This is a genomic window from Runella zeae DSM 19591 (assembly GCF_000423565.1).
GTDB classification, from domain to species: domain Bacteria; phylum Bacteroidota; class Bacteroidia; order Cytophagales; family Spirosomataceae; genus Runella; species Runella zeae.
The window spans coordinates 82151-107146 of sequence record NZ_AUIF01000036.1 but is presented as its reverse complement, the minus strand read 5'-3'; the positions used below and the strand labels follow the sequence as shown (position 1 = coordinate 107146).

The window sequence follows — 24996 nt, the reverse complement described above, 5'->3', positions numbered from 1 at the left end:
AAAGTTATGCCACCATTCCTACTAAAAGAAAGATTAGAAAACCGACAAAAAACATACTGGTTTGTAAGAGGGTTTCTTTTTCTTCGTGAGCTTCCATGAGTAATTCTTCTGTTACTAAAAACAGCAAGGCTGCTAATCCAAAGGATAAAACCAGTTCAAGCATTTCTTGTGATAGACTTGATAATAGCGTGATTCCCAAAACGGCTCCCACAAAGAAAGTCAAGCCTAAAATGAATAAGATAAGTAGGTTCTTCTGTTTAGAAATATTGCTTTTGCTGCAAGCTAACACAACGGCCAACCCTAATGAATAAACTTCAAATGCCAATGCTACCGATAGCAAAATACCTTCTGTATTTCCTGCGGCAAAGCCTACTCCCAACAACAAACCATCTATTACCATATCTATGCCCAAAGCCACTAACAGTCCCATTGGTAAAGCATTTGTATTGCTGTTTCCTTCACTTTTTGATTCATATTTTTCGGCAAAATATTTTATCAAAAGCATCGTAGCAATCCCTAACCCAAAACCAATGCCCACTTCTACGGGCTTGTGTTCTTTAATAACATCAGGCAACAGCTCTACGGCAACCACCGAAAAAACCACGCCGGCAGCAAAATGCAACACCGAACTTCGAAATGCTCCGCTGGGCTTTCGGAACAAGCCTGTCATTCCTCCTATTAAGATAGAAATGACAGGGATAAGGGCATATAGAAAAACTTCTGAGAACATTGTCATCTTCTCGTTTGATATTTAGATTACTCAATGCCCGTGTTCATCACCACCCTCAGCGTTGGCGATGGAAGATTGTAGATAATAAGCTCCTTTTGTTACGATTTTTGCACCTGCTGGAATTTCTTCCAAAGGCGTAACTTGTACATACCCTAATTGAGTGATGCCTGTTTTTACCTCGATTCGCTTGAAATGAATGCCCGTATCTTCCTCATGTACTTTCTCGCTTGCGGCATGTTCGTGGTTTTCTTCGGCTTCATGAATAAAGATAAATTCTTTGCCTTCTGCTTTTACAATGGCTTCGGCTGGCAGGGTATTCACATCACTATTGCCAATATCAATCAAGGCATTGACATACATGCCGGGTATTAAACCAATCGTCTTATTATTGATGTCAGCACGGACGGCCACCGATTTAGTTTGTTTCTGAAAGGCTTTACCAATACTAAAAATCTTGCCGATAATCTCCTTATTGCCCTGATTAGTGAGTACAAAACGTAAACTTTGCCCAACTTTTATTTTAAAGAGATCTTTTTCGTAAACTAATAATTCAACGTACATTTCTGAATTATCTACAATTGAAAATAAGGAAGCATTAGCCGAAATGTTACTTCCTATTTTTACATTTATGGCAGTGATATGTCCAGAAATTGGGGCTGTAATCACAATCGTGTTAGAGTTGCCATTACCGCTAAGGAGTAGGTTTTGCTCTAAAATCTCGATTTGTTGTTGGGTTATTTTTATTTTGTTATTCACCAAATCAAGTTCTGAACTAACTTTTTGAAACGTTTTTTTAGCCGTGACGTTTTCATCACTCAATTCTTTTTGTCGGGCAAAATCTAAATCTAAAAACTCTTTGTTGACTTTGGCTTGTTGCAACTCCTCCGTCAATTTTGCTTTTTCAAGGCGAAGATTATTAAACTCCATACTCTGAAATGTAGCAATTGATTGCCCTTTCTTTACATACTGCCCCTCGATAACGGTAATTGTTTTGACGATTCCCCCCATAAAAACCGATACATCCGCTTGACTTTGGGGAGGCAGTTGGGTATATCCGTTGGTGGTGATTACTTCACTCAGGTTTTTCTTTTCAAAATTACCGAAGATAATTTGCGCTGCTTTTACTTGCGCTGGTGTAAGTTCTACCACTCCTTTTGCATCGTCGTGGTGTTCTTCGGCTTGGGTGGTTTCTGCTTTTTTGTCGCAAGAAGAAAGAAGCAAAAAGCAAAGGGCAAGAGCCGTGTTTAGCGAAAAAATATTTTTTATATGTAATTTCATTGTTTCAAAAATTTAGTTGTTCAACAAATACTGAATATTGATGAGGTTCTGGTTCAGATTATGAATGGCTTGCAAGTAATTGCGTTGAATACTCAAAACCGTTTCTAATCCTTGCAGGTATTCCACATAACCCGCTTCGCCACTCTGGTAGGCTTTTGTAGCATTTTTAGTGATGATTTCAGCATTGGGCAAAGCCATTTGGATATAATAATCAAGCAGGGACTGATTAACCCTTTGCTCTTGAAGTTGCTGCAAAAGCTGACTATTGAGCTGATTTTTAAGGTATTCAGCATTTTTTTGTTGTAGCTGAATGTCAGTTTCTGATGCTTTGATTCGTGCTTTGGAAGCCCCTCCGAAAATCGGGACACCTATGCCCAAGGTTAGCCCGTGAAAGCGTGGCAGACCATTGTAATAAATCGTTTTGTCACCAACTTGTTGATTTCCTGTGAGCGATTGCAGAAAATAGCCTGCCGAAAAATCAGGTTTTCGCAAGGCTTTCTCTACTTTATTGCTTGCAGATGCTATTTCAATTTGTTGCCATGCCATTTGTAGCATCGGGTTTTGATTGATGAGCGCCGAATCGCTACTCAGGAGTTTTGAGGGCAAAAACTCATTTTCGGCAAGCGTAAAATCGGTATTCAGATTCAAAATGCTTTTCAATTTGATTTTTTCACTCAAAATCAAGCCTTCATTTTGATTTCGAATTTGCACCAACTCCTGTTGTTTGGTTTCGGCAGTGGTCTTTTCCAATAAATTGCTCTCACCCGTTTTGAATTTGAGATTTGCCGCTTTGACGAATGTCTGTAAGTAGTCGTCTTGTTTTTGCAATAATTGATTCAGTGCAGAGAGATACAAAATGGTATTCCAAGATTGTCGAATCTGAAAGGCAATATCATATTTAGTAGCCAACAATTTCAGTTCACTACCTTTAATATACTCGTTAATTAAACCTCGTTTTGCTTGAAATAGAAAAGGACTAAATCCTTGTGAAATGCTAAAATTTTGGTCAAAACTACGGGTATTATATTGCCCAAGCATGGCGTTGATATTGGTTTTGGGCAATTCAACCGCCGTAGGTTTTAACTGATTTTGTAGTTTGACAGCTAACTCATTCGCTTGTACAAGTCCATTGTTTTTAGTGCCTAACTCAATAGCTTGTTGGAGATTGAGAGAAGTTTGAGCCTGCACATTTCCGCCCAGAAATAACCCAATTAAGATTATTAGCGATGAAATGGTTATTTTTTTAGGGGCTTTTATCCCTTTTTCAAGTAATAAATACAAAATCGGCAAAACGATAAGTGTAAGTAAAGAAGCCGTTAATAAGCCTCCAATGACGACCGTTGCCAATGGTTTTTGAACTTCTGCCCCAGAGCCATTGCTTAATGCCATGGGCAAAAAACCCATCGAAGCCACCGCCGCCGTCATCACCACAGGACGTAACCGTACTTTTGTGCCTTCTTTGATTCTTTCAAGCACATCGTCCCAACCTTCGGCTTTGAGTTGATTGAAATAACCAATCAGCACAATTCCGTTCAAAACTGCTACCCCAAACAAGGCAATAAAGCCAATTCCTGCCGAAATACTAAATGGCATTCCACGCAACCAAAGCGCAAACACGCCACCAATCGCTGAAAGTGGAATGGCAGTAAAAATTAATAAAGATTGCTTGACCGAGTTGAAAGTGAAGAAAAGTAATACAAAGATTAGGAGTAACGCCACTGGAACAGCCACCGAAAGGCGCTTGTTGGCTTCTACTAAATTCTCGAATTGTCCGCCGTAGGTTACGTAATAACCTTCGGGTAGTTTGAGTTTGGTGTCTAATTGCGCCTGAATTTCGTTTACCACACTTTTGACATCCCGACCACGAACATTCAACCCAATTACGATTCTTCTTCTGCCATTTTCTCTGCTGATTTGGGCAGGCCCTTGCTCAATATTTACCTCCGCTACCTGTTCCAATGGAATCTGATTGCCATTGGGCAGGCTCACAAAAATACTTTTTACGTTAGAAATATCTTGACGAAAATCTTTGTCCAATCGCACCACCAATTCGTATCGCCTTTCGCCTTCATACACTTTACCAGTGACTTCGCCGGCAAAACCAGTTCTGATAACTTTGTTTAAGTCGCCTACATTCAAACCATATAAAGCCAATTTGTCAGGATTATACCGCACCGTGATTTGAGGCATTCCTGTTATCCGCTCGTCTTTTATATCGGCTACACCTTGGATACTTCCAATTAAACCAATGGCATTAGTAGAGGTAGCAGCCAATTTTTCTAAATCTTCCCCAAAAATCTTAATGGCAATGTCGCTTCTAACGCCTGTCATTAACTCATTAAAACGCATTTGTATGGGTTGTGAAACTTCAAATCCTACGCCGGGGATTTGCTCCAATTCTTCTTTCATCAAATCGGCCAATTCGTAGAAATCTTTGGTTGTTGTCCATTCTTTTTTAGGTTTAAGAATGACAATCATATCTGCCGATTCGATGGGCATTGGGTCGGTGGGAATTTCGGCGGAACCAATTTTTGTAACAACTTCCACCACTTCGGGAAATTTCGTTTTAAGAATTTTCTCTAATTTGGTGGACGTTTCAATACTCATACTCAACGAACTGCCGTTAGCGTTCCGAAAATTAATAGCAAAATCACCTTCTTCTAAGGTTGGGATAAATTCGCCCCCCATCCTACTAAAAACGAACAAAGCGGCCAAAAACATAGCGACTGAAATACCCAAAATTAAAGCCTTCATTTGCAGGGCTTTGTCTAAAACCGGTTTGTAGAATCGGTAAATAGTATCAATGATTTTATCGGAAATGTTCTTTTTATGACTAATTGTTTTGCTCAAAAACAAAGCCGAAGCCATTGGAACGTAGGTGAGCGACAAGATAAAAGCCCCCAAAATAGCAAACGTAACCGTTTGAGCCATGGGTTTAAACATCTTACCCTCAGTGCCAACTAACGCCAAAATGGGTAAATAAACAATTAGGATGATGATTTCGCCAAAAGCAGCACTACTCCGAATTTTGCTTGATGCACCAAAAACCTCCTCATCCATCTGTTGGGCGGTTAATCGCCCTTCTTTATTGAGGTGTAGCCGATGAATAACGGCCTCAACAATAATAACGGCCCCATCTACAATCAGACCAAAATCTATTGCTCCCAAACTCATCAGGTTGCCACTTACGCCAAATAGATTCATCATAATGACGGCGAAGAGCAGGGCCAAAGGTATCACGGAGGCTACTACCAAACCTGCACGCCAGTTGCCAAGCAATAAAACCAATACAAAAATAACAATCAAAGCTCCTTCAAGAAGGTTTGTCTGAACCGTTCCAATGGCATTGTTGACTAATTTAGTACGGTCTATAAATGGTTCTAAGGCAATGCCTTCGGGTAATGATTTTCGGATTTGCTCGACTTTCGCTTTGGTTCGATTCACAATTGCTGAGGAGTTTTCGCCTTTAAGCATCAACACCATTCCACCTACCACTTCGCCTTTGCCGTCTTTGGTAACTGCACCATATCGCAAAGCCGAACCTTCCTGCACTTTTGCCACATCCCGAATCAAAACCGGAATACCATCGTTGTTTTTTACTACTATTTTTTCAATATCTGGGATAGATTTCACCATTCCCAATGCCCTAATAAAATAGACATAGGGTTGTTTGTCTATGTAAGCACCACCAGTATTTTCGTTGTTTTTTTCGAGGGCATCAAAAACATCAGTAATGGTGATGTTCATGCTTTTTAGTCGGTCAGGCTGAACCGCAATTTCGTATTGTTTGAGGCTACCACCCAACGTGGTAACTTCAGCAATGCCTGGCGTACCCAGCAATTGAGGTTTTACAATCCAGTCTTGAATACTTCGTAGTTTGGAAGCACTATACTGATTTTCAAAGCCTTTTTTGGCATAAATGACATATTGATAAATTTCGCCCAAACCCGTACTGATGGGTGCTAATTCGGGGGTGCCTATGCCTTTTGGAATTTGCCTTTCGGCCTCTTTTAGTTTTTCACTGATTTGAGTTCTTGCCCAATAAATGTCCACACTTTCCTCAAAAACCAAGGTAATCACACTCAGCCCGAAACGACTAAGCGAACGCATTTCTACAATGCGTGGAACGGTTTTCATCGTTTGTTCGATGGGGTAGGTAATGAACTGTTCCACCTCTTGCGTAGCCAAGGTAGGGGCATTAGTAATAACCTGAACCTGATTATTGGTAATATCAGGCAGGGCATCAATCGGCAGTCGGCTGAGGTTGTAAATACCCACCAACACCAGTGCCATCGTAAATAAGCCTATGATAAACTTATTTTTGATTGAAAAATGAATGATTTTATCTAACATTTCTTTTGAATCTAATTTTGAGAAATTAATACGGAAGAAGTTCCGCAAGTGCCACAAACAATAATCCATGCTGATAGGTAGCTATCAGTATGAGCAAATGGCAATAAGACTTTCAAAGTTAGATTTTGGGCGGTTGCCAGATATTTCCGTAGAAATTGGAAAAGAAAGAATCGTTGTAGAAAGCGATTTTTACTTTTTGGGTAAAAAAGGAAGTTTGATTTTCGGGAACAGAAACAGGAGAATGAAAACCAAGTGAAATGATTGAGCCACAACAAGTACAGAAAGGAGAACAAGATTTTGTGCCTCCGTGATTGTCAGTGTGATTGCTTTGTGAAGATGATGCTTTTCCATTAGTCATCCCATGACAGGCATCATCTCTGCAAGGGAGACTTGCCAGCACCAGTACATAAATGGATAATATAATGGCTAAAATTTTCACACAGCAAATATAAGTTAAAATATTGTGCAACAGGGTTTCAGAATGACAATTGAATTACTTAAATCGCAATGTCTGTGCATTAATAGCCACAATAATTGTACTTAAACTCATGAATACGGCACCAATGGCTGGTGAGATAACAATTCCCGGTACAAAGCCAGTGGCTAAGGGTAAGGTAATGGCGTTGTAGGCGGTAGCCCAAATTAGGTTTTGAATCATTTTTTGATGGGTGGCACGTCCAAATTGAATCAGGGAAGCAACGTCTTTCGGGTCGCTGTTTACCAAAATGATGTCGGCGGTTTCGGCGGCTACATCCGTACCTGAACCGATGGCGACACCTACGTCGGCTTGGGCAAGGGCGGGGGCATCGTTAACACCGTCGCCGGTCATGGCCACAAATTCACCTTTGGCTTGCTGTTCCTTTATCTTCTCTAATTTTTGATGTGGCAATACTTCGGCCATATAGCCAGTCATGTCTAATCTTTTGCTGACGGTTTCGGCTACTTTTTGATTGTCGCCTGTCAGCATGAATGTTTTTATACCTTGCTTTTTCAAGATTTGAATAGCCTCGGTGGATGATTCCCTGATTTGATCGGCAAGGGCAATAAATCCTGCTAATTGGTTATCAATCAATATAAAAACGACCGTTTCGGAAGCATCTGCGATTGCCCCTTCGGGAATATTGAGGTTGTTTTCTCGCAAATAACCCGGGCTGACAACCCATACATTTTTTCCATCAACCTTACCTGAAACACCTTTGCCCGTGATTGCCTGAAAATCCTCTACATTTGGGATGGATACTTTTTGGGTTTTCGCTTCGGCAATGATACCCGTAGCAATGGGATGTTCTGAGTTTTGTTCCAACGCTGCTGCCAACGCCAACAGGTCGTTTTTGATAAAATTAGGCAAAAAACTACCTATACGGGTAACTCCAAAAATACCCGTAGTGAGCGTTCCTGTTTTATCAAAAATAAGCATCGAAATCTTGCGGGCGTTTTCAAAGACAGTGCGGTTCCGAATCAACAACCCATTTTTAGCGGCAAGGGAAGTAGAAATAGCTACTACCAACGGAATCGCCAGACCCAAAGCATGAGGGCAAGAAATCACCATGACCGTTACCATACGCTCCACGGCATACGCCCACGATTGGCCCATGAGGAGCCATGCTGTTAACGTACCAAAACCCATTACTAAGGCAACAATGGTGAGCCAAAATGCAGCACGGTCGGCCAGTCGTTGGGTGTTTGATTTGGTGTTTTGAGCATCTTGCACCATTTGAATCACCTTGGCAAGGTAAGTTCCTTCGCCCGTTTGTTCTACCTTTATTTCGAGCGAACCATTTCCGTTCAATGCTCCTGCAATCACCTTTGCGCCGATTTGTTTGAGGACAGGGGCGGATTCGCCTGTAAGCATAGACTCATTGAGGAAACTTTCGCCTTTCAAAACCGTACCGTCCACGGGAATCTTTTCGCCCGGACGTACCAAAATCCGAAAGTCCGGTTTTACTTCTTTCAAAGGCATATCGTGTATCATCTCCCCGTGCATAACGTGGGCTTCGGCAGGAATCATCTGAACCAAAAGTTCGAGGGCTTTGGAAGCATTGGCTACGGAACGCATTTCCAACCAGTGCCCCAGTAACATAATCACAATTAGTGTAGCCAGTTCCCAGAAAAAATCCATGCCCTGAAAACCATAAACGGTCGCAATGCTATATACAAAAGCTACTGTGATAGCCATAGCAATGAGTGTCATCATGCCCGGGCGACGGCTTTTGAGTTCATCCAAACACCCTTCTAAAAAGGGTTTTCCACCATACCAAAACAATACTATCGAGAGTACCAAGAGCAGGTATTTTCTTCCCACGAAATCTAATTCAAAACCCAACCAATGTTGAATCATGTCAGACAGTACCAAAATCGGGATTGTCAATCCTAAACTTACGTAGAACCGCCGTTTAAAATCTTCAATCATAGCCGAATGATTGTGACCTGCTTCGCCATGCTTGGGATGATGCCCTGCGTAACTGCTGTCTTTATGATGGCCGGCATGATTATCAGGCTTATCATTGGTCGAGTGATGATGTTGGTGTTCCATAATTATCAGTGTTTTGACACAGGGTTGGGATTTGTTATCTTCTTTTTACGACTTAACCAAAACAACCAAAATCCTGAAAAGACAGTCACAAGTCCCAAAACAGAAAAGGCCCTTAACATCCAATTGCCAAAATGGTCACGGGTTTGGTAGTCCATGGTATGGAGCATCCACAGAACATCGAAAACCCGCCATTTGTTGTTTCTGAACTTCTGAACAGTGCCTAATTGGGTGCTTACATAGACCGTTGTGTTAGAGGGGTGGTCAAAAGTAATGGCGTAAGCGGGTAAGGGTTCTTTTCGGTACTCGTGATGGCCGTTGGTAGTAGTCAGATACTCCACAGATTTTACTTTTGCCTCATCAGTAAAGCTGCCCTGAGCCACTTGAATCGCTTCGGTTCGGCTCAATGCAGGTCTTAGTTCGCCCGAAATGGCATTGACTAATTGTATTTTTTTGCCTCGGTCATGCTCTTTGGAATAGGTGATTTGATAGACGGGGTCGCTCAAAACCTGAATCAAGCGGGTATCAAAAATGAAATTAACTGTATCCTTTGCTTTGAGTTTTTGTAGAACATCAGACAGCGGAGCTAATATAACATTGCCGCCTACGGGATGAATATGGGCTTTTTGATGGTCACCATGGACATCATCCAAATCTGACCAACTGAAATACAGTCCTCCGATCGTCCAAAATAAGAATTGAATGCCTAAGAATAGGCCTAAATACCTGTGAGATTTCCGTACGTAGTAGTGTTTACGTTTAGCCATTTATAAAACATTAGTTAATATATAGATTACTTGTACTTCTTTTTGAAATTATCCAAAAAATCACTGGGGTTATTATTGAACAAAAAAGGAGTGTAAATTTAATAGCGGAAACTACACCGATGATTCCCCCGAGAAATTCATAGCGAGTTGGGTAATTTGACAATATAATGTAGAGGATGAGGTTTTCGAGGAAATCAGTTATTAGCCAAAGAGTAGGGAGGATAGTAATGATTCGATTTATTAGTTTTGGTTTTTTTATTCGATAAGCTACAAACTGTGCGAAGGTTAATAGAAATACAAAAAATGAGACAGGAAATATTATATCAACTGTATAAGTAAATCGCTGATATACTTTTAACCCTTCTTCGGAGAATGTTCCTATTTTAGTATAAACTTCATCACTTGAAAATAATGGTTTCTTATCAAATATTTCTTGCCCATTTAAGAGGCTGCTTACTTGCTTAGAACCCCAAGGGATTTCAAATAAATGGGTGATGATAAAAACAAGAATAAAAATTAAAAATGTATAAAGCAGCTTATTTTTAGACATCCTGTCACGGGATGAACCATCAGAATTATTGGTACTTCTTAACAGCTTATTTTCACTGAAAATAATGCCGAATACAAATCCCAATAGAAATACAGTCGGGATGTAAAATAGGTGTTGCGTTGTCATAATCAGTGTGTTTTACAACGAGGTTGTTTAGTTGAAAAGGGGTTATTTTGTACTATGAATAAATTACCTGTTTATGTTTCAGAATCAGATTTTGAAACCTACATACTTCCCAATTTGACCCACAAAATTGGTCACAATCGGTTAAAAGTCAGTTATCATTATATTTTTAACCTGATTCTCTATGTTCTGAAATCAGGGTGTTCTTGGCGAACATTGAGGCCTGATAATCAGATTGTTACTTGGCAAAACATCTACTACCACTACGCCAAATGGTCTGCTGATGGTAGCTTTACAAAACTATTTGAAGGCTCAACTGTCGCTATTTCAGATAAATTGGCTCTGGAATGTTTACAATTAGATGGCTCTCACACGCCCTCAAAAAAGGGGGGCAAAACGTTCAGTGGCAAAGACGTAAAAGAGCCAAAACGGTAAATAATTTAGTGATTTGCGATAATGCCTATAACATTTTAGCCATTTCCGACTGTATTGATGGCAATCACCATGATAATTTTGAAATCATTGAAAATATCAAAAATATGATTGGGCTACTTGATAAACAACACATTGACTATAAACGCTCTCACTTAAATGCTGATTCGGGTTTTGACGTCAAAGCATTCATCGAATTCATTGAAAATCATAAAATCATTGCCAATATCAAAGAGAATAGGCGTAACAAAAAGAAAAATGTCCCTGATTATCGTTATTTAAGTGAGTATATCTATGATTTTCGCTTCAAAATTGAGGTTGTTTTTGCCTGGCTCGACACTTACAAAAGGCTTCTTGTCAGATTTGAAGTACTGTCCAATCACTTCAAATCTTGGCTTTTGATAGCTTCAAGCATGATTAACTTTAGACATATTTTCAACTAAACAACTTCAACCCAAAAGATACACAACAAAAGAACTACGAACACCGAGCAGACTCATTGAGATGACAAAAACAATTTCTTTTTGCATTTCAAAAATTGATTTAGACGTGATGCTATTGTTTGAGTTTCCTAAATGATGAGTGGGTCAATTCGATTTTCCATCCATCGGAAGTTTTTATGAGGACTGAAGTGGCTACGCCCTGACTTTTTATCACACTACCGTCTTTTGCCAAAACAATTGTATAGAGGTAGGTTTCAGTGGCGAATGCCCTGAGATTACACACCGTTACATCCACTTTATAGTCGCTGAAAGTAAAGGTTTTAAATACCTGCAATTCGGGCCCCAAATGATGGGTCAGATAATTTTGAATTGACCCTTCATCTTTTGCCTGTTCAAACACCCTTGCATTTTTTATAAAAAGCTTCGGAATACCGGTTGTATCTAAACTTTCCAAAGATTTTTTGTAGGTATTCAATACCGATTTTACTGCCTCAACTTCGGTAGTTTGGGCATTTGAGGTCATAATAGCTAACGAAACAGCAATAAAGAGCAGTATTTTTTTCATGTTGAAAGTGGGGATGAAAGATTAAAATTTCAATAGCAGAAACCACCTTTGGTACGGGTGGCTTCTGCTGAACTTAGGCTCGCTTCATTAAAGCGTTTCTTTAACTTTGCCGCATTTGAGCATCGCATCACCAAAATACGGATTGGCAATCTCTTTCTTCTCACTTAGCCAGTAGCCCCCTTTGTTGTCGTTAGCCATCGGACAAAAATCATAATAAACAGGATTATCTGATTTCATGGTTTTGGCAGCAGCATAGACAGCAGCCGTCAGTGTCCCTAACTGCGCCCGTTGGGCATCAATGCTTGATGCTTTGGCGATGGCATCGGCAGCTTTAAACGCATCAGCCCCTACCATTTTGCCCGCTTTCTTCAAAGCAGCTGACAACGCTTTGGCTTCGGAAGCGGTGGCTTTGGCATCAGAAGCTACCATAGCATTTTTTACTTTATAATAAGCAGTCAGTACGGGAGTAACACCCATTGCTGCCATATTGTGTCCTTCATGTTGAGCAAAAGTTACGCCTGAAATCAAAAGAGCAAATGCGAAAACGATTGTTTTTTTCATTGTTTTGAATTGTTTGATTGTAAAAAATAATTGATTGAAAGTGAAATAGTTAACACACAGTTTTTGCGATTTTTTTCATGATGTGGTGACTATCACCAAACCGACAAAGGGCATCGCAGTTTTTTCTAAGTTCAGAAAACAAAATGTATTTGATAGGAACATTGTTGCTTTTGACCGATGGACGAGCCAGTTGTAGGCAAACGTCTTTTTCTCGATTATCTGGTACGACTAAATAGAACGTTTCGTCCCCGTCGGCTATGCTATACGACAAATCGCTCAAACGTAGTATCCCCGAGTATATCGAGGTGCTTTTTTCTACCTCGAAAGCCGCCAGTACGTTGTCTGTGCCTTTCTCAAACCAAAGCACGTCAATCAATCGAATGGTGTTTCGGGTTTCGGAATCACACTTAATAGACGGGAAAGTAGCTTGGCATAAAAACGAAAACTTGTGTCCGTCGTAGCTTCTTGATTGGTCATTCGTGGCAGGAAAAGCGTCGTAACCCAGTGCTTGACCGATTTTCAATAGATGATACTGCATTTCGGTATGCAGGTTATCGTCCTGACGCTCGGCTTGGACTTCACGGTGGCGTTTTTCAATGAGTTTTTCCAGCTTCTGCCGTTCTTCGGCAGAGAGGTATTCGTCATTGCCTAATATCATTTTTTGTGTACCAATCTCAAAAAGCAATCCAGCCAAAGCTCCTAAGTCAGACGAAAGTTCATTGCGGTGTTCTTGGTTAGTTTTGAATATGACTTCTCGCATTTTCAAGAACTCTGCCCACGAACCCAATTTTTTCTTGTCTTTAAACAAGTAATTGAAGCCGTTCAAAATAGCCGTATTGAACGGTGGAATCAGCGTGGGATGAAGGAAATACAGGATATTGGCCACAGAAGGCCCCAAGCCTTTGATTTTGAGTTCATCCAAGCGAATGATTTCTCGAAGCAGCTGTTCTTCTTTGGTGGCGTTGAGGCAGTTTTCCAGAAACTGCCCAAAGGCTTTTTTGTGGTCTTGGTTTTCGTAAATGTCTGGTATTCTGAGCTTGGGCTTCCAATAAAACGGGTGAGAAGCTCCCTCAAAAACCTGTTTTTGTTCGGTAATACAGTTCAATACAAATTCGAGTGATGACCCTCTGAAATCGTTAGGAAACTTGCCCTGTTTGATGTCGGCCACGATTTGCTGTACCCCCCGCCGAATGGAACGAAAGGCTTTTAGACGCTCTTCGTTGTTGATAAACCAGGTGTTATACACCGATTCTTGGTCGGACTTGTATTGACTGATGATATGGCTCAGGTTGGTGTTCATCAACAACAAGTTTTGTTTTGTTGAATAGGCGGACAGGGCGTATCTCCATAACTGCAATACACGCAGCAATCACCATGTTTTGGCCTCAAAACCGTTTTACACTGCTCACATTCGTAAAAGAATTGGCAAGCATCTGTGGGCATGGTTTCTGTTTTTTTATGACCACAGTTTGGGCAGGTAATTTCAGATTGCAAAATGATCGCTGTCATTTTATTATAATTTTATGTTTGACTACTTTGTAACCTGCTGCTTGGATATTTTGTGTAATTTGGCTGACAGTTGCTTGTTTAGCGTCGAACTGTATCATTGCACGGCCATTTGTATAAGACACTTCTGACGCAACTACACTTCTAAGTTTTTGAAGTTCAGTTTTGATGTGTTGCTCGCATCCTGCACACGTCATTCCTGAAATGGTAAACTCAACCTTTTTTATCTTATTCTTTTCGCTTACAACCGCCTGATTTTTATTGTTTTGAAAAAGAAGATGTGAATAGCTGGGAAATGCTAAAAGCAAAAAAGATAGCACAGTTATTATACCCAAAAATGATTTAGAATCCCAAAAAGGTTTTTTGCTATCGTGTTCACAATCGCAAGAAGCTCGTTTTTGGGGAGTGAGTTTTTGATACCAAGCAAAGCCGAGAATCAATAAGGTTGCACCTATAAAAAAGGGTCTTGCTGGTTCAACCCAAGAAAAAGTTGAAACTATTCCACTCGTACCTGCAAAAATTGCCAGTATTGGCATGATGCAACAAAGAGAGGATGACAAAGCCGTAAGCAGGCTTAAATTTGAGAGAGAAAGTAGTGTTTTCATTTTTTAGCTCTAAATAGTTCCAATGTTCCAAATACAGTTCGGTATTTTTTTAACACCTTGGCACTTAAAAAACCCGCTCCAAGCAGGTAGGATGGCATCAGACCCGACACATTGCCACGGGTAGTTTTAAAACCGTCTAACAATTGTACACCGTAAAATAACGCCCTCATTAGGCTATTTTCGGCTTTTCCCCAATCTGCTATATACAACTCGCCATCAAACTTCAAAACCCTCTTGATTTCTTTGAAGGCATTGGCTTTCTGAATGGGAGTGAGGTGATGAAATACTAAACTCGAAATCACTCGGTCAAATGTCTCATCGGGATAAGGCAGTTTCATGCCGTCATATTGGTCAAGGCGAATAGGGTGTGGAAAATCTCGTAATTTATGCTGGGCAATTGCCAGTACTTCTGCATCTACATCCACACCCGTGATAAATGCCGAAGGGTATTTCGATTTAGTCATCATAGAAAGCGTGGCCGTTCCACACCCAAAGTCAAGGATGTGGAATTCGGTTTCGATACCCGCTTCTTTGATGAGGTCTTGTTTGAATTGCTTTTCGGGCATTGTCCATTGAATCAACGGGTCATATACTTTTGTCAACCAGTTGAATCGTAGGGCAGGGATGTAAGAGGTATCGCTCATAGATGTGCTCGTTTTTAGTGCTTATGCTCCATTGCTCCACCGTGCATTTTGTTCATGTCAGCAATAAACGCCTCTGCGATTTTGGCAGCAGTTTCGTTTTTATCAGCCCGAGCTACTTCTGCCGATTTTTTTGCTGATTCTATCGCTTCGCTGTGTTTGCCAGCTTTCATCTGGATTCGGGCTTGGGTCATCAAAAAATTAGCTTTGGCTTCTTGCGCCGTGGTTTGCTGAATCCACGCCAAAGCTTGGTTTATGTCTTTGTCGTTTTCGTAGTAATAATTAGCAGCTTGAAACAACAGCATGGGACGAGTACCTTTTTCATCTACAATTTTCTTCTTGATGTCGGCCATGATTTTTTCATCGGCAGTCGTTTGAATCGGAATTTTCACCGAGATATTTTCCCAAGTCAAATACAGATTGGCATTGTTTTTAACGATGTCTTGAACTTCAATGGTAAAGGCTTCATAAAAGCGATTAGTTGTTTCGGGTTTAGCCTTGAATCGTACCAAATCTTTTGCTTGATCGTACCCACCTGTACCGTGCATGGTTGTATCACGGTTTAGTACAATAGTCCATTCGTCCGCAGTGGGGATTGAAAAAAGAGAGTAGTTGCCTGCGGCTACTTTTTGTCCACCAATGGTAAGGTCTTCACTGAATTTAATCGTTGAACAATCACCTGCGCCTGTTCGCCAGAGTTCGCCGTTATAAGGGACTAAACCGCCCATGATTTTGCGTCCACGAGCCAATGGGCGTTCATATTTAACTGTAATTCGAGCAAACCCCACTTGTTGTGTAAAATGTGCTTCGGGGCTGGCTGGGGGAAAGTTTAATTGGGCATTCACCGAAAGGCTTGCCATTAAAAGTGCGAGAATAAGTGGTTTTTTCATTGGGTCAAGTTGTTTATATAAGTGATGATTAGATTTTTTTCTTCCGAGGTAAGTAGGGCTTTTTTATGAACCATACTATAAGATGGCAGAGGCATTTTGTTTTGCTCTATTTGGTTCTTCATTGACTTCAACTTACTGACTTGTTTTCTTTCAGAGTAAGTCCCAAACTCACTGAAATTCAATTTCTTTTTGCCCTCTTTGATGTGCTTATTTAGTAGCCAACCCATTGGCTGGATGGATGCATACCACGGATATTCGGTGTTGTTGCTGTGGCAATCATAGCAAGTCCTTCTAAGAATACTACTTATTTGAGCTGGCACTTCATAGGTTTTAACGAAATCGGTAACCATGACACGATTATCATTGTTGGAGTCAGGTCGTATGAACTGTATTCCTACCAAAATGATAAATAGCCCTATCACTATTTTCTTAGAAGTCTTCACGTATGTGGCTACTTTATTTCTTCTTGCACTTTCCCACAAGACGACATTTCTTTGCCCATATAAGGGTTTTTGATTTCTTTGGTTTCGCTCAACCAAAACGCCCCGTTTTTGTTATTGTACATGGGGCAAAAATCCTTGTACAGTGGCTTTTCGCTTCCGAACACCTTCACCAAATCGTATATATCCCCACTCAACATCTCAAAATGTTCTCGTTGGTGGTCTATATCTTTGGCATTTTCGGCAATGTGTTCGACGTTCTCTCTGGCATCTTCTTTTACGGCATCATATACTTTCTTTTGATTAGCCGTAAACCCCGATTCATCTAAACCGCTGATCGTGGCTATCATTGCATTTGCCGCTGATTCAGCATCAATCGCATTGTCGTTTGCCAGCGCATTTTTTAAATCTAAATAGCCTGCAACGAATTTTTGTACGGATGCTTTTTTGTCTGTTGTGGTTTCGGGTGTGGTTGCCGCAATAGTTTCATTAGCAACGTCTTTTTGTTCTTTCGTTTGGTTGTTGCAAGATGATAATAAAGCCACACTGATTAAGGAGATTGCGATTAGGGTTTTCATTTTTGTAGGTTTTATACCATCCTAAAATAAGAAGTGTATTTTAGGATGGTGGGTTGAAATCAGTTGAATACAAAAATTAGTGTTTCATGTGGCTGCCATCGGCTTTCTTACCCATACCGTTTTGAAAACAGTGGAGAGCACAGGCAGAGCCTTTCATACTATCGTGGACGTTTCCAATTACTTTTCCCTTGGCATCTACAATGTCACACGTTTCGTCGGGATTGTCTTTTATTGTGAATAGTAACTGGCCTTGTGCGTTGTAGTATGTTTTGCCGTCTTTGCCCATTCTGCCCATTTTTTTATTGGTCTTGGCATCTATCAAGTTACCCTCTCCATCCACAAAGGCAATTTTATGTCCCTCGTGGTCTTTGATGATTTGGTCCTTGGTTACCAGCCCCACACTTGTGCCTTTGCTGTCTGTAATTTTGCCGTCTTTGCCAATACTCATGGGTTGTTTGTAGTTGGCTTGGGCAAAGGCAAACGTTGATACAATAGATAATAGAGCGATAAAAGCCCCGATTCGGAATAATTGGTTTGTTTTCATTTTGATTGAAATTGATTGTTAATTAAAATTTTAAAACTGGTTCACTTCTGGAAAGTTACGAATAGAACCAGCCCCCCTAAAATGATAATTATCATCCATTTGAGATACTTTTTCCATTGTTGAGGGGGTGGCTCATTTCCTGTTTTACAACATTCTTTCATGGCCTTACATTTGATGCCCCTCCATCGGATTACTACCTTTTTTGAAAATATATTCGCTGTTGAGTAAATATGCTCCTGATACTACTACCTTTTCACCTGCTCGCAAGCCTTCGGTGATTTCAGTATAATCTTTGTTGGTCATGCCTACGCTTACCATGCGGCTTTCAAATGCGCCGTCCGTGTTTTCTAACCAGACCGTAACGCCATTGGTATCCTGAATAAGGGCGTTAGTGGGTACAGCTACGGTATTTTTCACCTTGCCTTTGAGAGTAATGTAAGCTTGCATTCCTGGCTGGTAGTCCCGTTTACCGTTAGGAATGTCCACTCGAATTGTGACGATTTTACTTGAAGATTGCAGTTCAGGATTGACAAAATTAACCTGCCCCTTGATGATGCGGTCAGCATAGTATGGAATCTCTACAAGGGCCTCCTTTGTTTGATTCAGGAATGGCAATTCGGTGACGTATAATTGTGCCTCTGCCCAAAGTGTACTGAGGTCAGAGAGTTTCAATACAGTACTGCCTTCGCTGAGGTATGAACCCTCTTCGGCAAGAACTTCACTCACCACTCCTGCATATTTACTGTTCACGGTCAGCTTATTGTTGGGTTGTTCTGACTTCTCCAATTCAGCAATTTGGGCATCGCTCATGCCCCAAAGCAACAATTTATTCTTAGCGGCTTCAACCAACTGTTTAAAATTGATGTCTATGTCTTTTAACACTTTTTGTTTCTGCGAAGCAATCAAGAAATCCCGTTGCGAAGCCGAGAGTTCTTCGCTATATATTTCATAAATGGGTTGCCCTACTCGCACAAACTCACCTACATTGCGTACCAACAGCCTTTCAATGCGCCCAGGTATCCGAGCCGTGACAGTTGATAGTTTGTCTTTGTTTTCGGTGAGCATGGCCGCCAGCGTAATTTCTTCACCGAGTGGCCGCAGGGCTACTGTTTCTACCTGTACGTTTGCCAGTTGTTTTTGTTGGTCACTCAGTTTTAACCCCTGATTTTTCATATTGGGGTCAATGACAATTTTGGTCAAAGCCATCTTGCAAATCGGACAAGTACCAGGCTTTTTTTCCATCACCTGCGGATCCATTGAGCAAGTATAAAATACATTATCGGCTACTTTTTCAGTGCTTTTTGGCTTGCAAGATTCCCAAAGTACCGTTAGCCCCATTAAACCTGCGGTATTGATAAATGCTCGTCTTTTCATCGCATTGAGAGTTCGTTAGATTTTACAAAACTTTCGCTGTCCATGAGGAATTGTGCGTTTTCAGCAATCGTTTCTTGGCTCGAAAGGCCAGATAGTATCTGAATCCAGTCCCCTTGTTGTAGACCTGTTTTGACCGTACGGGAGCGGAACACCCCCTTTTCCTGCACAAATGCGGTTTTGGTTCTGCCCATATCAAGTAAGGCGGTCGTCGGCACCCATAACGCTTCCTGATTGCCCGCATTGATAGAGGCTTTGACCAATGAACCGATTTTTAGTTTTCCGTTTGGATTGCTCAGATATACCCTTGCCTGTGGATTGCGATTGTTGGCCGAAATCATGGGTTCGAGGTAGTTTATTTTGCCGAAAAGTTGGTTTTCTTCGTTGTTTTCCAACATAATCATCACCGACTGTCCTACTTTTACTTTGGGTATATCAGTTGGGTAAAATTCGAGCATTGCCCAGACCGTACCCGTGCTTTGTACATCGAATAAACGTTGTCCTTTTTGCACATACATGCCTTCTTTGAGGGTTAATTCACCGTTTTGAGCGGCAGGTGGCGGCGCAATTGACGAACCGATTTTGGAACTGCCCATCCCGCTGCCCATGCTGCCGCTTCCACCCGAAGGTGAAGGCATTGGGGCAGACCCTCCAATACCACGTTCGACAATCACACCACTATACGGGCTGTAAATGCTCAATTGCATTGTTGGCTTTTTGCTTTGTTCAACACCCCTAATTTGGTCAGAAGTCAGGCCCAACAGCGATAATCGTTGTCTGGCACTTTCTATTAAGGTCTGATTATCAGCATCGTTTTGTAAAAGAAAAATCAGGTTTTGTTGGGCTGTTACAATTTCGGGACTGTAAATGTCCATGATTTTCTGTCCCTTGTTCACCACTTGGAACGGATACCGCACGTACAGTCGCTCTATTCGACCGCCAAAGCGAGCGGCAATGCTGTTTAAAGCCCGTGCATCATAACTCAAAAAACCGAAGGCATTGACCACCAGTTTTTGGGAGCGTTGCTCAGGTTGGGTGGTTTTTACGCCACTCAATACATACTCATAAGTGGGCTTCACCAGAATCGCTAAACTATCATTGGGCGAAAGGGCTGCTCCCTCGACAACACCTCCTTTTTTTACTAAGTCCATCCCACAAATCGGGCAAGAGCCCGCTTGGTCTTTCTGAATTTGGGGGTGCATAGGGCAAGTATAAACAGCTTTTTCAGCCGAGACAGCTTCTTTTTTTTCGACTAAATCCATACCGCACACGGGACAGGAACCGGGTTTGTCGTAGGTTTTCTCGCCCTCACATTTCATGGTACAGTAATATTGTTTGCCCGCTTTTTTCATTTGCCCCATCATGACCGTTGCTGTATCGCCGTGGGTTTGGTGGTTAGTAACTTTTACTAAATCCATGCCGCAAACGGGACAAGAACCTGGCTTGTCGTAGGTTTTGGAGCCTTCGCACTTCATGGTGCAGGCATAAGCGTCTTTCGGTTTGTCTTCTCCTTTTTGGAAATACTGGTTGACATACTGGCAACCCGATAAACCAAGGAATAAGACAAAAATCAGCCAAACGAGGCGGTTATCTTTTTTCCAATTCTTTTTCATATTCTATCTGTGCTTGCAGTAGTTGCTGTAATAAATCTAACTGGTTCATGCGGGCCATTTTGAGTTCCATCCACGCATCAAGTACCATGAACAATTCGTCGGTGTTCTGCTCATAAGCCAGTAAGGTGCTTTGATAACGTTTCCGAAGGGCAGGGAACTGCTCGTTTTCATACTGTTTGATTTGGGCTTGGTACGACTGCATCATTACCTGACGGTCAGCTAAATTCCCCAAAATCTGATTAGTCAAACCCTCTCGCTGTTTATTGTAGGCTTGTCGTTGATAATCAAGCCCTTTGAGATTGGCTTTAATTTGTCGGCTGGACCACTTGGCAAAAGGAATCGTGACCATCCCCATAAGCGTAAACTGCCATTGGTTGCCAAAAGCGAACATGTGGCCATACTGTACGCCAAACATCGGTTTGAGTTTCTGAAACTCCACCTCCTGTTTGTAGCGGGAAATGGTCAGGTTTTGATCAATCACCTTCAAATCACTGCGGTTTACTACGGCATTGGTATCCAAATTTAACGGAGTGTTTGGGTATAGATAGGTTAACGAAAGTGTATCAATCTGAAAATCAGTGGCTCGATCTTGCAGCATGAGCGTATTGAGCATTACTTTTTGCTGACGAATGTCGCCGTCAAACATTAGGTTCATACGGTCTAAATCCAAGAGGGCAGCTTTGGCTTTGTAAATGCTGCTCAGTTTCTCCTGATTGTATTTGTAGCGAACCTCCGCCGACTCAATCATATATTTGAGTAGGTTTTGGCTTTCTTTCAATACATTTTTCTTCTTTTCTAACACTAACCAACGGTAATAGGCCATTTTAGCTTCGGCAAAAAGCATATTTCGCATTACGCCTTTTTGAGCGACTTCCATGCCCGACATAGATTTCATATAGCGTTCTTCGGCATCCAGCATTTTTCGATTGGGAATCATCTGTTCGCCCTGAATCATAAAAGAACCCATGCCCTGATTCATGCCTTCGTGGTATAATGCACCCGCCCGACTCCACATCATATAGTTGTACGGGGTCATAAAGAATCCCGCACCAAATTTGGGGGCCTCCCAGTTTCGAGCACCTTCGGCATACGCATCCAGTTCTTTGACTTTGGCATCCATCATTTTCAAATCGGGGTGGGTTTCCTCAATTCGATTGAGTATCCCGCTCAAATTCAGTTTTTGTTGCGCTTCGCAAACAATAGCATAGAGCAATAGCCCTACTGCTAACCATGGCTTTTTACTCTTTAACATCATAAAGTTCAATTTTTCCGTAGCGTTTGAGCTCCCATTCTTTGGTCATCTCAAATACCACAGGTGTAACCAACAGCACATAAATTGTAGAAGTAATTGTACCGCCAATGAGCGGAATCGTAATGGGCAGCATCACATCTGAACCTACGCCCGTTGCCCACAGAATCGGAATCAGACCAAACAAAGAAACGAATACGGTCATGAGTTTGGGGCGAAGTCGTTGGGCTGCTCCCCTGATCACATATTCTCTAATGTCTGAGTTAGTGATGGTATCTTTTGAATTACCTTTGGCATCCGCCAAATTTTGCATGGCTTCATTGAGGTAAATTGTCATAAGCATAGCGGTTTCGATAGCCATACCGAACAAGGCAATGAAGCCCACCGCCACCGCCACCGAAAGATTGACCCCGTAGAAATACACCATATATACCCCGCCAATGAGGGCAAACGGTACGGTAATCATGGTAATAAGTGCCTCTTTCATGGAGTTATAAGTGAAATACAACACGAAGAAGATAATGACCAGCACGATGGGCAGAATGATTTTGAGGGTACGATTAGCACGAATCTGGTTTTCCCACTGTCCGCTCCATTCAATAAAATAACCTTTTGGTAGTTTTTTTACCGAAGACTCCAATTTCTTCATCGCTTCCTCAACAGTGCTTCCCAAATCACGGTCTCTGACGTTGAAAAGTACCGTACCCCGAAGCATGGCATTTTCTGAGTTTATCATGGGCGGCCCTTCGGAAATTTTCACTTCGGCAACGGCATCCAGAGGAATCGGGCCGTAGCTTGCGGTTTGAACCTGCATTCGTTTTAGAGCCTGAATATTGTTTCGGAAGTCTTGGGCAAATCGAGCATTGACCGTAAAACGCTGACGACCTTCTACGGTAGTAGTCAGAATCATACCTCCCAAGGCACTTTCTACAATCATGTTTACGTCATCAACACTTAATCCATAACGCCCGATTTCTTCCTTTTTGACTATTATATCAATGTATTTACCACCTGTAATGGGTTCAACATATAAGTCTTTTATTCCGTCAATGCCATCCAATTGCTTTTTGAGCATCTGCGAAACCCGATTGATTGAATCTAAACTTTGGCCGTACACCTTCAAACCCACATCGGTGCGAATTCCCGTCGAAAGCATGTTAATGCGATTGATAATGGGTTGCGTCCAGCCATTGGTTACGCCAGGAATTTGCAGTTTAGCATTCAGTTCGTTGATGATGTCATCTTTGGTTTTTCCTTCCCGCCATTCACTTTTGGGTTTGAGCAACACTATCGTTTCCAGCATACTGATGGGTGAATTGTCGGTAGCGGTGTTGGCTCGACCTGCCTTTCCCATGACGTGGCTTACTTCGGGTACGGCTTTCATCAATTTATCCTGAACTTGCAGCAAGCGTTTTACTTCTGAATTAGATACGTCTGGGAGAGTAACGGGCATAAAGAGCAACGAACCTTCGTCGAGTGGAGGCATAAATTCCGTTCCTAAATTTAGCATCATTGGAACACTAACGACCAAGGCCAATAGGTTAATACTAATGGTGGTTTTACGATACTTTAAGCACCATTTTAGAATAGGGGTATAGATTTTTTCGAGAAATCGGTTGATTGGATTGGCGCTTTCGGGTTTCAATTTTCCCCGAAGCAGCATAACAATCAGTATAGGAGTTAGGGTAATTGCCAAAAACGCATCAACGAGCAGGATAAATGTTTTAGTCCATGCCAAAGGAGAGAACAGCTTGCCTTCCATACCCGTCAGTAAAAAAACAGGCAAGAAAGAAGCAATCGTCACAATCGTCGAAAAAAACACCCCGGGTCCTACCTGTTTCGATGATTTTTCGATAATTTCCGATCGTTCATCGGGGGTAAGCGGGTCTTTTGAGACCCGAAATTTATTTTTAAACCAACTCATATACTTTGATTTTTGTCTTTATCCAATTGGGCTTCCGAAAGATGTCTATACGCATTTTCAACCATCACGATGCCGTCATCTACCACTACACCAATAGCCAAGGCAATGCCCGTTAAGGACATGATGTTTGAAGAGATACCAAAGGCATTGAGCAGAATGAAGCCAATAGCCACTGAAATAGGCAACTGTATAAGAATGATTAAGGCACTGCGCCAGTGCAGCAAAAAGAGGAGAACTACAATCGAAACGGTTATCATTTCTTCCATCAAAGTCCCTTTTACTGACTCTACTGCCGCTTCAATCAGCTCGCTACGGTCATAGGAAACCTTAAATTTGACGTTTGGTGGAAGTCCTTTCTCAACCTCCTTCATTTTGATTTTTACATCCTTGATAACTGCATCGGCATTTTCACCGTAACGCATCACCACGATACCACCCACTACTTCGCCTTCACCATTTACATCGAAAATACCCAAACGGAGTTCTCCGCCCATTTGAACGGTTGCTACATCTCGTACCCTCACAGGAACGGAGCCATAATTTCCTATGGGTATATCTTCAATGTCTTTGACATTTTTGATGTAACCTAATCCTCGCACGATGTAGGCCATGTCTGACATTTCAAATTTTCGACCGCCCACATCATTGTTATTCTTACGAATGGAATTCAATACATCCATCAGCGGTACGTTGAAATAATTGAGCTTATAGGGGTCAATGTTGATTTGATACTGTTTGCCAAACCCACCAAATGAAGCTACTTCACTTACTCCTTTCACAGTTTGCAAGGCAAATTTGACGTACCAATCCTGTAAGGCCCGTTGCTCACCCAAGTCCATCCCCGGTGCTTCGAGGTGATACCAAAAAATGTGTCCAACGCCCGTGCCATCGGGGCCTAATGAGGGCGTTACTCCCTGTGGAAGTAATCGTTGGGCATAATTGAGTCGTTCCATCACTCGTGTTCTTGCCCAATAGACATCTACATTGTCCTCAAAAATGACGTAAACAAAGCTCATACCGAACATAGAAGTACCCCGTACATTTTTGATGTTGGGTATTCCTTGTAAGTTTGAAACCAATGGATAAGTGATTTGGTCTTCAATGAGTTGCGGACTACGACCCATCCACTCAGTGAAAACAATGACCTGATTTTCGGACAAATCTGGTATAGCATCAATCGGGTTGGTGCGGACAGAATACACGCCCCAACCGAACAAGCCCAACGCCAGTACTATCACAATCAATTTGTTGTGCAGGGCAAAATGAATGAGTTTTTCTACCATACTATTTCCAAATATTTACT

At 41.6% G+C, this 24996-nt stretch carries 24 protein-coding genes; 2 read left to right on the top strand and 22 right to left on the bottom strand.

Annotation, left to right across the window (positions count from 1 at the left end; genetic code table 11):
* Positions 1–4: 4 nt before the first annotated feature.
* From G563_RS0110970 to G563_RS0110940, 7 genes are all read right to left on the bottom strand, one after another.
* Entirely contained in the window at positions 5–730 is a 726-nt protein-coding gene (locus tag G563_RS0110970; protein WP_229598484.1) for a ZIP family metal transporter, read from the bottom strand.
* 30 nt (positions 731–760) lie between these two features.
* A complete protein-coding gene (locus G563_RS0110965; protein WP_028665360.1) occupies positions 761–2008 on the bottom strand; it encodes an efflux RND transporter periplasmic adaptor subunit in 1248 nt (415 codons plus the stop codon).
* A 12-nt stretch (positions 2009–2020) separates the two neighbouring features.
* A complete protein-coding gene (locus G563_RS0110960; RefSeq protein WP_028665359.1) occupies positions 2021–6361 on the bottom strand; it encodes a CusA/CzcA family heavy metal efflux RND transporter in 4341 nt (1446 codons plus the stop codon).
* 118 nt (positions 6362–6479) lie between these two features.
* Positions 6480–6800 carry a DUF6660 family protein gene (locus G563_RS37655; protein ID WP_157585230.1) on the bottom strand — a complete coding sequence of 107 codons (321 nt, stop codon included), beginning with the start codon at positions 6798–6800 and terminating at the stop codon, positions 6480–6482.
* Between the two features lie 54 nt (positions 6801–6854).
* Positions 6855–8894 carry a copper-translocating P-type ATPase gene (locus tag G563_RS0110950; RefSeq protein WP_028665357.1) on the bottom strand — a complete coding sequence of 680 codons (2040 nt, stop codon included), beginning with the start codon at positions 8892–8894 and terminating at the stop codon, positions 6855–6857.
* 5 nt (positions 8895–8899) lie between these two features.
* Positions 8900–9658 (bottom strand): PepSY-associated transmembrane domain-containing protein, encoded by a 759-nt coding sequence (locus G563_RS0110945; protein WP_028665356.1) that lies wholly within the window; start codon positions 9656–9658, stop codon positions 8900–8902.
* Positions 9659–9668: 10 nt separating this feature from the next.
* On the bottom strand, positions 9669–10334 hold the full coding sequence (locus G563_RS0110940) for a hypothetical protein (protein WP_028665355.1): 666 nt from the start codon (positions 10332–10334) through the stop codon (positions 9669–9671).
* A 54-nt stretch (positions 10335–10388) separates the two neighbouring features.
* Here G563_RS0110940 and G563_RS39190 point away from each other — a divergent pair, with 54 nt between their 5' ends.
* Both G563_RS39190 and G563_RS37645 read left to right on the top strand, forming a co-directional pair.
* The gene (locus G563_RS39190) at positions 10389–10766 is read left to right on the top strand and encodes a transposase (protein WP_084650829.1); all 378 of its coding nucleotides are present in this window, start codon (positions 10389–10391) and stop codon (positions 10764–10766) included.
* On the top strand, positions 10679–11206 hold the full coding sequence (locus G563_RS37645; RefSeq protein WP_028665354.1) for a transposase family protein: 528 nt from the start codon (positions 10679–10681) through the stop codon (positions 11204–11206). Before G563_RS39190 ends, G563_RS37645 begins: the two co-directional genes overlap by 88 nt.
* Positions 11207–11318: 112 nt before the next feature.
* On the opposite strand, the gene G563_RS0110930 is transcribed toward G563_RS37645, so the two are convergent.
* From G563_RS0110930 to G563_RS39050, 15 genes are all read right to left on the bottom strand, one after another.
* Positions 11319–11771 carry a nuclear transport factor 2 family protein gene (locus tag G563_RS0110930; protein ID WP_028665353.1) on the bottom strand — a complete coding sequence of 151 codons (453 nt, stop codon included), beginning with the start codon at positions 11769–11771 and terminating at the stop codon, positions 11319–11321.
* A gap of 87 nt (positions 11772–11858) precedes the next feature.
* Positions 11859–12332 (bottom strand): DUF3347 domain-containing protein, encoded by a 474-nt coding sequence (locus G563_RS0110925; RefSeq protein WP_037326488.1) that lies wholly within the window; start codon positions 12330–12332, stop codon positions 11859–11861.
* 49 nt (positions 12333–12381) lie between these two features.
* On the bottom strand, positions 12382–13632 hold the full coding sequence (locus G563_RS0110920; protein ID WP_028665351.1) for a type II restriction enzyme NmeDI-related protein: 1251 nt from the start codon (positions 13630–13632) through the stop codon (positions 12382–12384).
* Positions 13632–13841, bottom strand: coding sequence for a GDCCVxC domain-containing (seleno)protein (locus G563_RS38865; RefSeq protein WP_084332152.1), 210 nt, complete (start codon positions 13839–13841; stop codon positions 13632–13634). The genes G563_RS0110920 and G563_RS38865 overlap by 1 nt, the downstream gene beginning before the upstream one ends.
* The gene (gene merTP / locus G563_RS0110915) at positions 13838–14443 is read right to left on the bottom strand and encodes a mercuric transport protein MerTP (protein WP_028523292.1); all 606 of its coding nucleotides are present in this window, start codon (positions 14441–14443) and stop codon (positions 13838–13840) included. Before merTP ends, G563_RS38865 begins: the two co-directional genes overlap by 4 nt.
* The gene (locus G563_RS0110910; RefSeq protein WP_028665350.1) at positions 14440–15087 is read right to left on the bottom strand and encodes a class I SAM-dependent methyltransferase; all 648 of its coding nucleotides are present in this window, start codon (positions 15085–15087) and stop codon (positions 14440–14442) included. Before G563_RS0110910 ends, merTP begins: the two co-directional genes overlap by 4 nt.
* Before the next feature lie 14 nt (positions 15088–15101).
* Positions 15102–15974, bottom strand: a complete 873-nt coding sequence (locus tag G563_RS34375; RefSeq protein WP_051210904.1) for a DUF2911 domain-containing protein — start codon at positions 15972–15974, stop codon at positions 15102–15104.
* Positions 15971–16417, bottom strand: coding sequence for a heme-binding domain-containing protein (locus tag G563_RS0110900; protein ID WP_028665349.1), 447 nt, complete (start codon positions 16415–16417; stop codon positions 15971–15973). The genes G563_RS34375 and G563_RS0110900 overlap by 4 nt, the downstream gene beginning before the upstream one ends.
* Before the next feature lie 8 nt (positions 16418–16425).
* Positions 16426–16992 carry a DUF3347 domain-containing protein gene (locus G563_RS0110895; RefSeq protein ID WP_028665348.1) on the bottom strand — a complete coding sequence of 189 codons (567 nt, stop codon included), beginning with the start codon at positions 16990–16992 and terminating at the stop codon, positions 16426–16428.
* A gap of 76 nt (positions 16993–17068) precedes the next feature.
* The gene (locus tag G563_RS0110890; protein ID WP_028665347.1) at positions 17069–17536 is read right to left on the bottom strand and encodes a 5-fold beta-flower protein; all 468 of its coding nucleotides are present in this window, start codon (positions 17534–17536) and stop codon (positions 17069–17071) included.
* Between the two features lie 165 nt (positions 17537–17701).
* Positions 17702–18910: an efflux RND transporter periplasmic adaptor subunit gene (locus G563_RS0110885; protein WP_028665346.1), complete on the bottom strand. Its 1209-nt coding sequence runs from the start codon at positions 18908–18910 to the stop codon at positions 17702–17704.
* Positions 18907–20520 carry a heavy metal-binding domain-containing protein gene (locus G563_RS34370; protein WP_051210903.1) on the bottom strand — a complete coding sequence of 538 codons (1614 nt, stop codon included), beginning with the start codon at positions 20518–20520 and terminating at the stop codon, positions 18907–18909. Before G563_RS34370 ends, G563_RS0110885 begins: the two co-directional genes overlap by 4 nt.
* Entirely contained in the window at positions 20495–21775 is a 1281-nt protein-coding gene (locus G563_RS0110875; protein ID WP_229598483.1) for a TolC family protein, read from the bottom strand. Before G563_RS0110875 ends, G563_RS34370 begins: the two co-directional genes overlap by 26 nt.
* Positions 21759–23693, bottom strand: a complete 1935-nt coding sequence (locus G563_RS39055; RefSeq protein ID WP_028665344.1) for an efflux RND transporter permease subunit — start codon at positions 23691–23693, stop codon at positions 21759–21761. Before G563_RS39055 ends, G563_RS0110875 begins: the two co-directional genes overlap by 17 nt.
* Positions 23690–24976 (bottom strand): efflux RND transporter permease subunit, encoded by a 1287-nt coding sequence (locus tag G563_RS39050; RefSeq protein ID WP_028665343.1) that lies wholly within the window; start codon positions 24974–24976, stop codon positions 23690–23692. Before G563_RS39050 ends, G563_RS39055 begins: the two co-directional genes overlap by 4 nt.
* Positions 24977–24996 lie beyond the last annotated feature (20 nt).

What these genes read in the sequence shown, in the direction of transcription:
- G563_RS0110925 (WP_037326488.1), bottom strand. Translation starts at nt 12,332, where the DNA reads ATGAAAAAAACAATCGTTTTCGCATTTGCTCTTTTGATTTCAGGCGTA.
- G563_RS0110945 (WP_028665356.1), bottom strand. Translation starts at nt 9,658, where the DNA reads ATGGCTAAACGTAAACACTACTACGTACGGAAATCTCACAGGTATTTA.
- G563_RS0110890 (WP_028665347.1), bottom strand. Translation starts at nt 17,536, where the DNA reads ATGAAAACAAACCAATTATTCCGAATCGGGGCTTTTATCGCTCTATTA.
- G563_RS0110910 (WP_028665350.1), bottom strand. Translation starts at nt 15,087, where the DNA reads ATGAGCGATACCTCTTACATCCCTGCCCTACGATTCAACTGGTTGACA.
- G563_RS34370 (WP_051210903.1), bottom strand. Translation starts at nt 20,520, where the DNA reads ATGAAAAAGAATTGGAAAAAAGATAACCGCCTCGTTTGGCTGATTTTT.
- G563_RS34375 (WP_051210904.1), bottom strand. Translation starts at nt 15,974, where the DNA reads ATGAAAAAACCACTTATTCTCGCACTTTTAATGGCAAGCCTTTCGGTG.
- G563_RS0110960 (WP_028665359.1), bottom strand. Translation starts at nt 6,361, where the DNA reads ATGTTAGATAAAATCATTCATTTTTCAATCAAAAATAAGTTTATCATA.
- G563_RS0110885 (WP_028665346.1), bottom strand. Translation starts at nt 18,910, where the DNA reads ATGAAAAGACGAGCATTTATCAATACCGCAGGTTTAATGGGGCTAACG.
- G563_RS39050 (WP_028665343.1), bottom strand. Translation starts at nt 24,976, where the DNA reads ATGGTAGAAAAACTCATTCATTTTGCCCTGCACAACAAATTGATTGTG.
- G563_RS0110930 (WP_028665353.1), bottom strand. Translation starts at nt 11,771, where the DNA reads ATGAAAAAAATACTGCTCTTTATTGCTGTTTCGTTAGCTATTATGACC.
- G563_RS0110950 (WP_028665357.1), bottom strand. Translation starts at nt 8,894, where the DNA reads ATGGAACACCAACATCATCACTCGACCAATGATAAGCCTGATAATCAT.
- G563_RS37645 (WP_028665354.1), top strand. Translation starts at nt 10,679, where the DNA reads ATGTTTACAATTAGATGGCTCTCACACGCCCTCAAAAAAGGGGGGCAA.
- G563_RS0110970 (WP_229598484.1), bottom strand. Translation starts at nt 730, where the DNA reads ATGTTCTCAGAAGTTTTTCTATATGCCCTTATCCCTGTCATTTCTATC.
- G563_RS0110940 (WP_028665355.1), bottom strand. Translation starts at nt 10,334, where the DNA reads ATGACAACGCAACACCTATTTTACATCCCGACTGTATTTCTATTGGGA.
- G563_RS0110920 (WP_028665351.1), bottom strand. Translation starts at nt 13,632, where the DNA reads ATGAACACCAACCTGAGCCATATCATCAGTCAATACAAGTCCGACCAA.
- G563_RS0110875 (WP_229598483.1), bottom strand. Translation starts at nt 21,775, where the DNA reads ATGATGTTAAAGAGTAAAAAGCCATGGTTAGCAGTAGGGCTATTGCTC.
- G563_RS39055 (WP_028665344.1), bottom strand. Translation starts at nt 23,693, where the DNA reads ATGAGTTGGTTTAAAAATAAATTTCGGGTCTCAAAAGACCCGCTTACC.
- G563_RS39190 (WP_084650829.1), top strand. Translation starts at nt 10,389, where the DNA reads ATGAATAAATTACCTGTTTATGTTTCAGAATCAGATTTTGAAACCTAC.
- G563_RS0110895 (WP_028665348.1), bottom strand. Translation starts at nt 16,992, where the DNA reads ATGAAAACCCTAATCGCAATCTCCTTAATCAGTGTGGCTTTATTATCA.
- G563_RS0110965 (WP_028665360.1), bottom strand. Translation starts at nt 2,008, where the DNA reads ATGAAATTACATATAAAAAATATTTTTTCGCTAAACACGGCTCTTGCC.
- G563_RS38865 (WP_084332152.1), bottom strand. Translation starts at nt 13,841, where the DNA reads ATGACAGCGATCATTTTGCAATCTGAAATTACCTGCCCAAACTGTGGT.
- merTP (WP_028523292.1), bottom strand. Translation starts at nt 14,443, where the DNA reads ATGAAAACACTACTTTCTCTCTCAAATTTAAGCCTGCTTACGGCTTTG.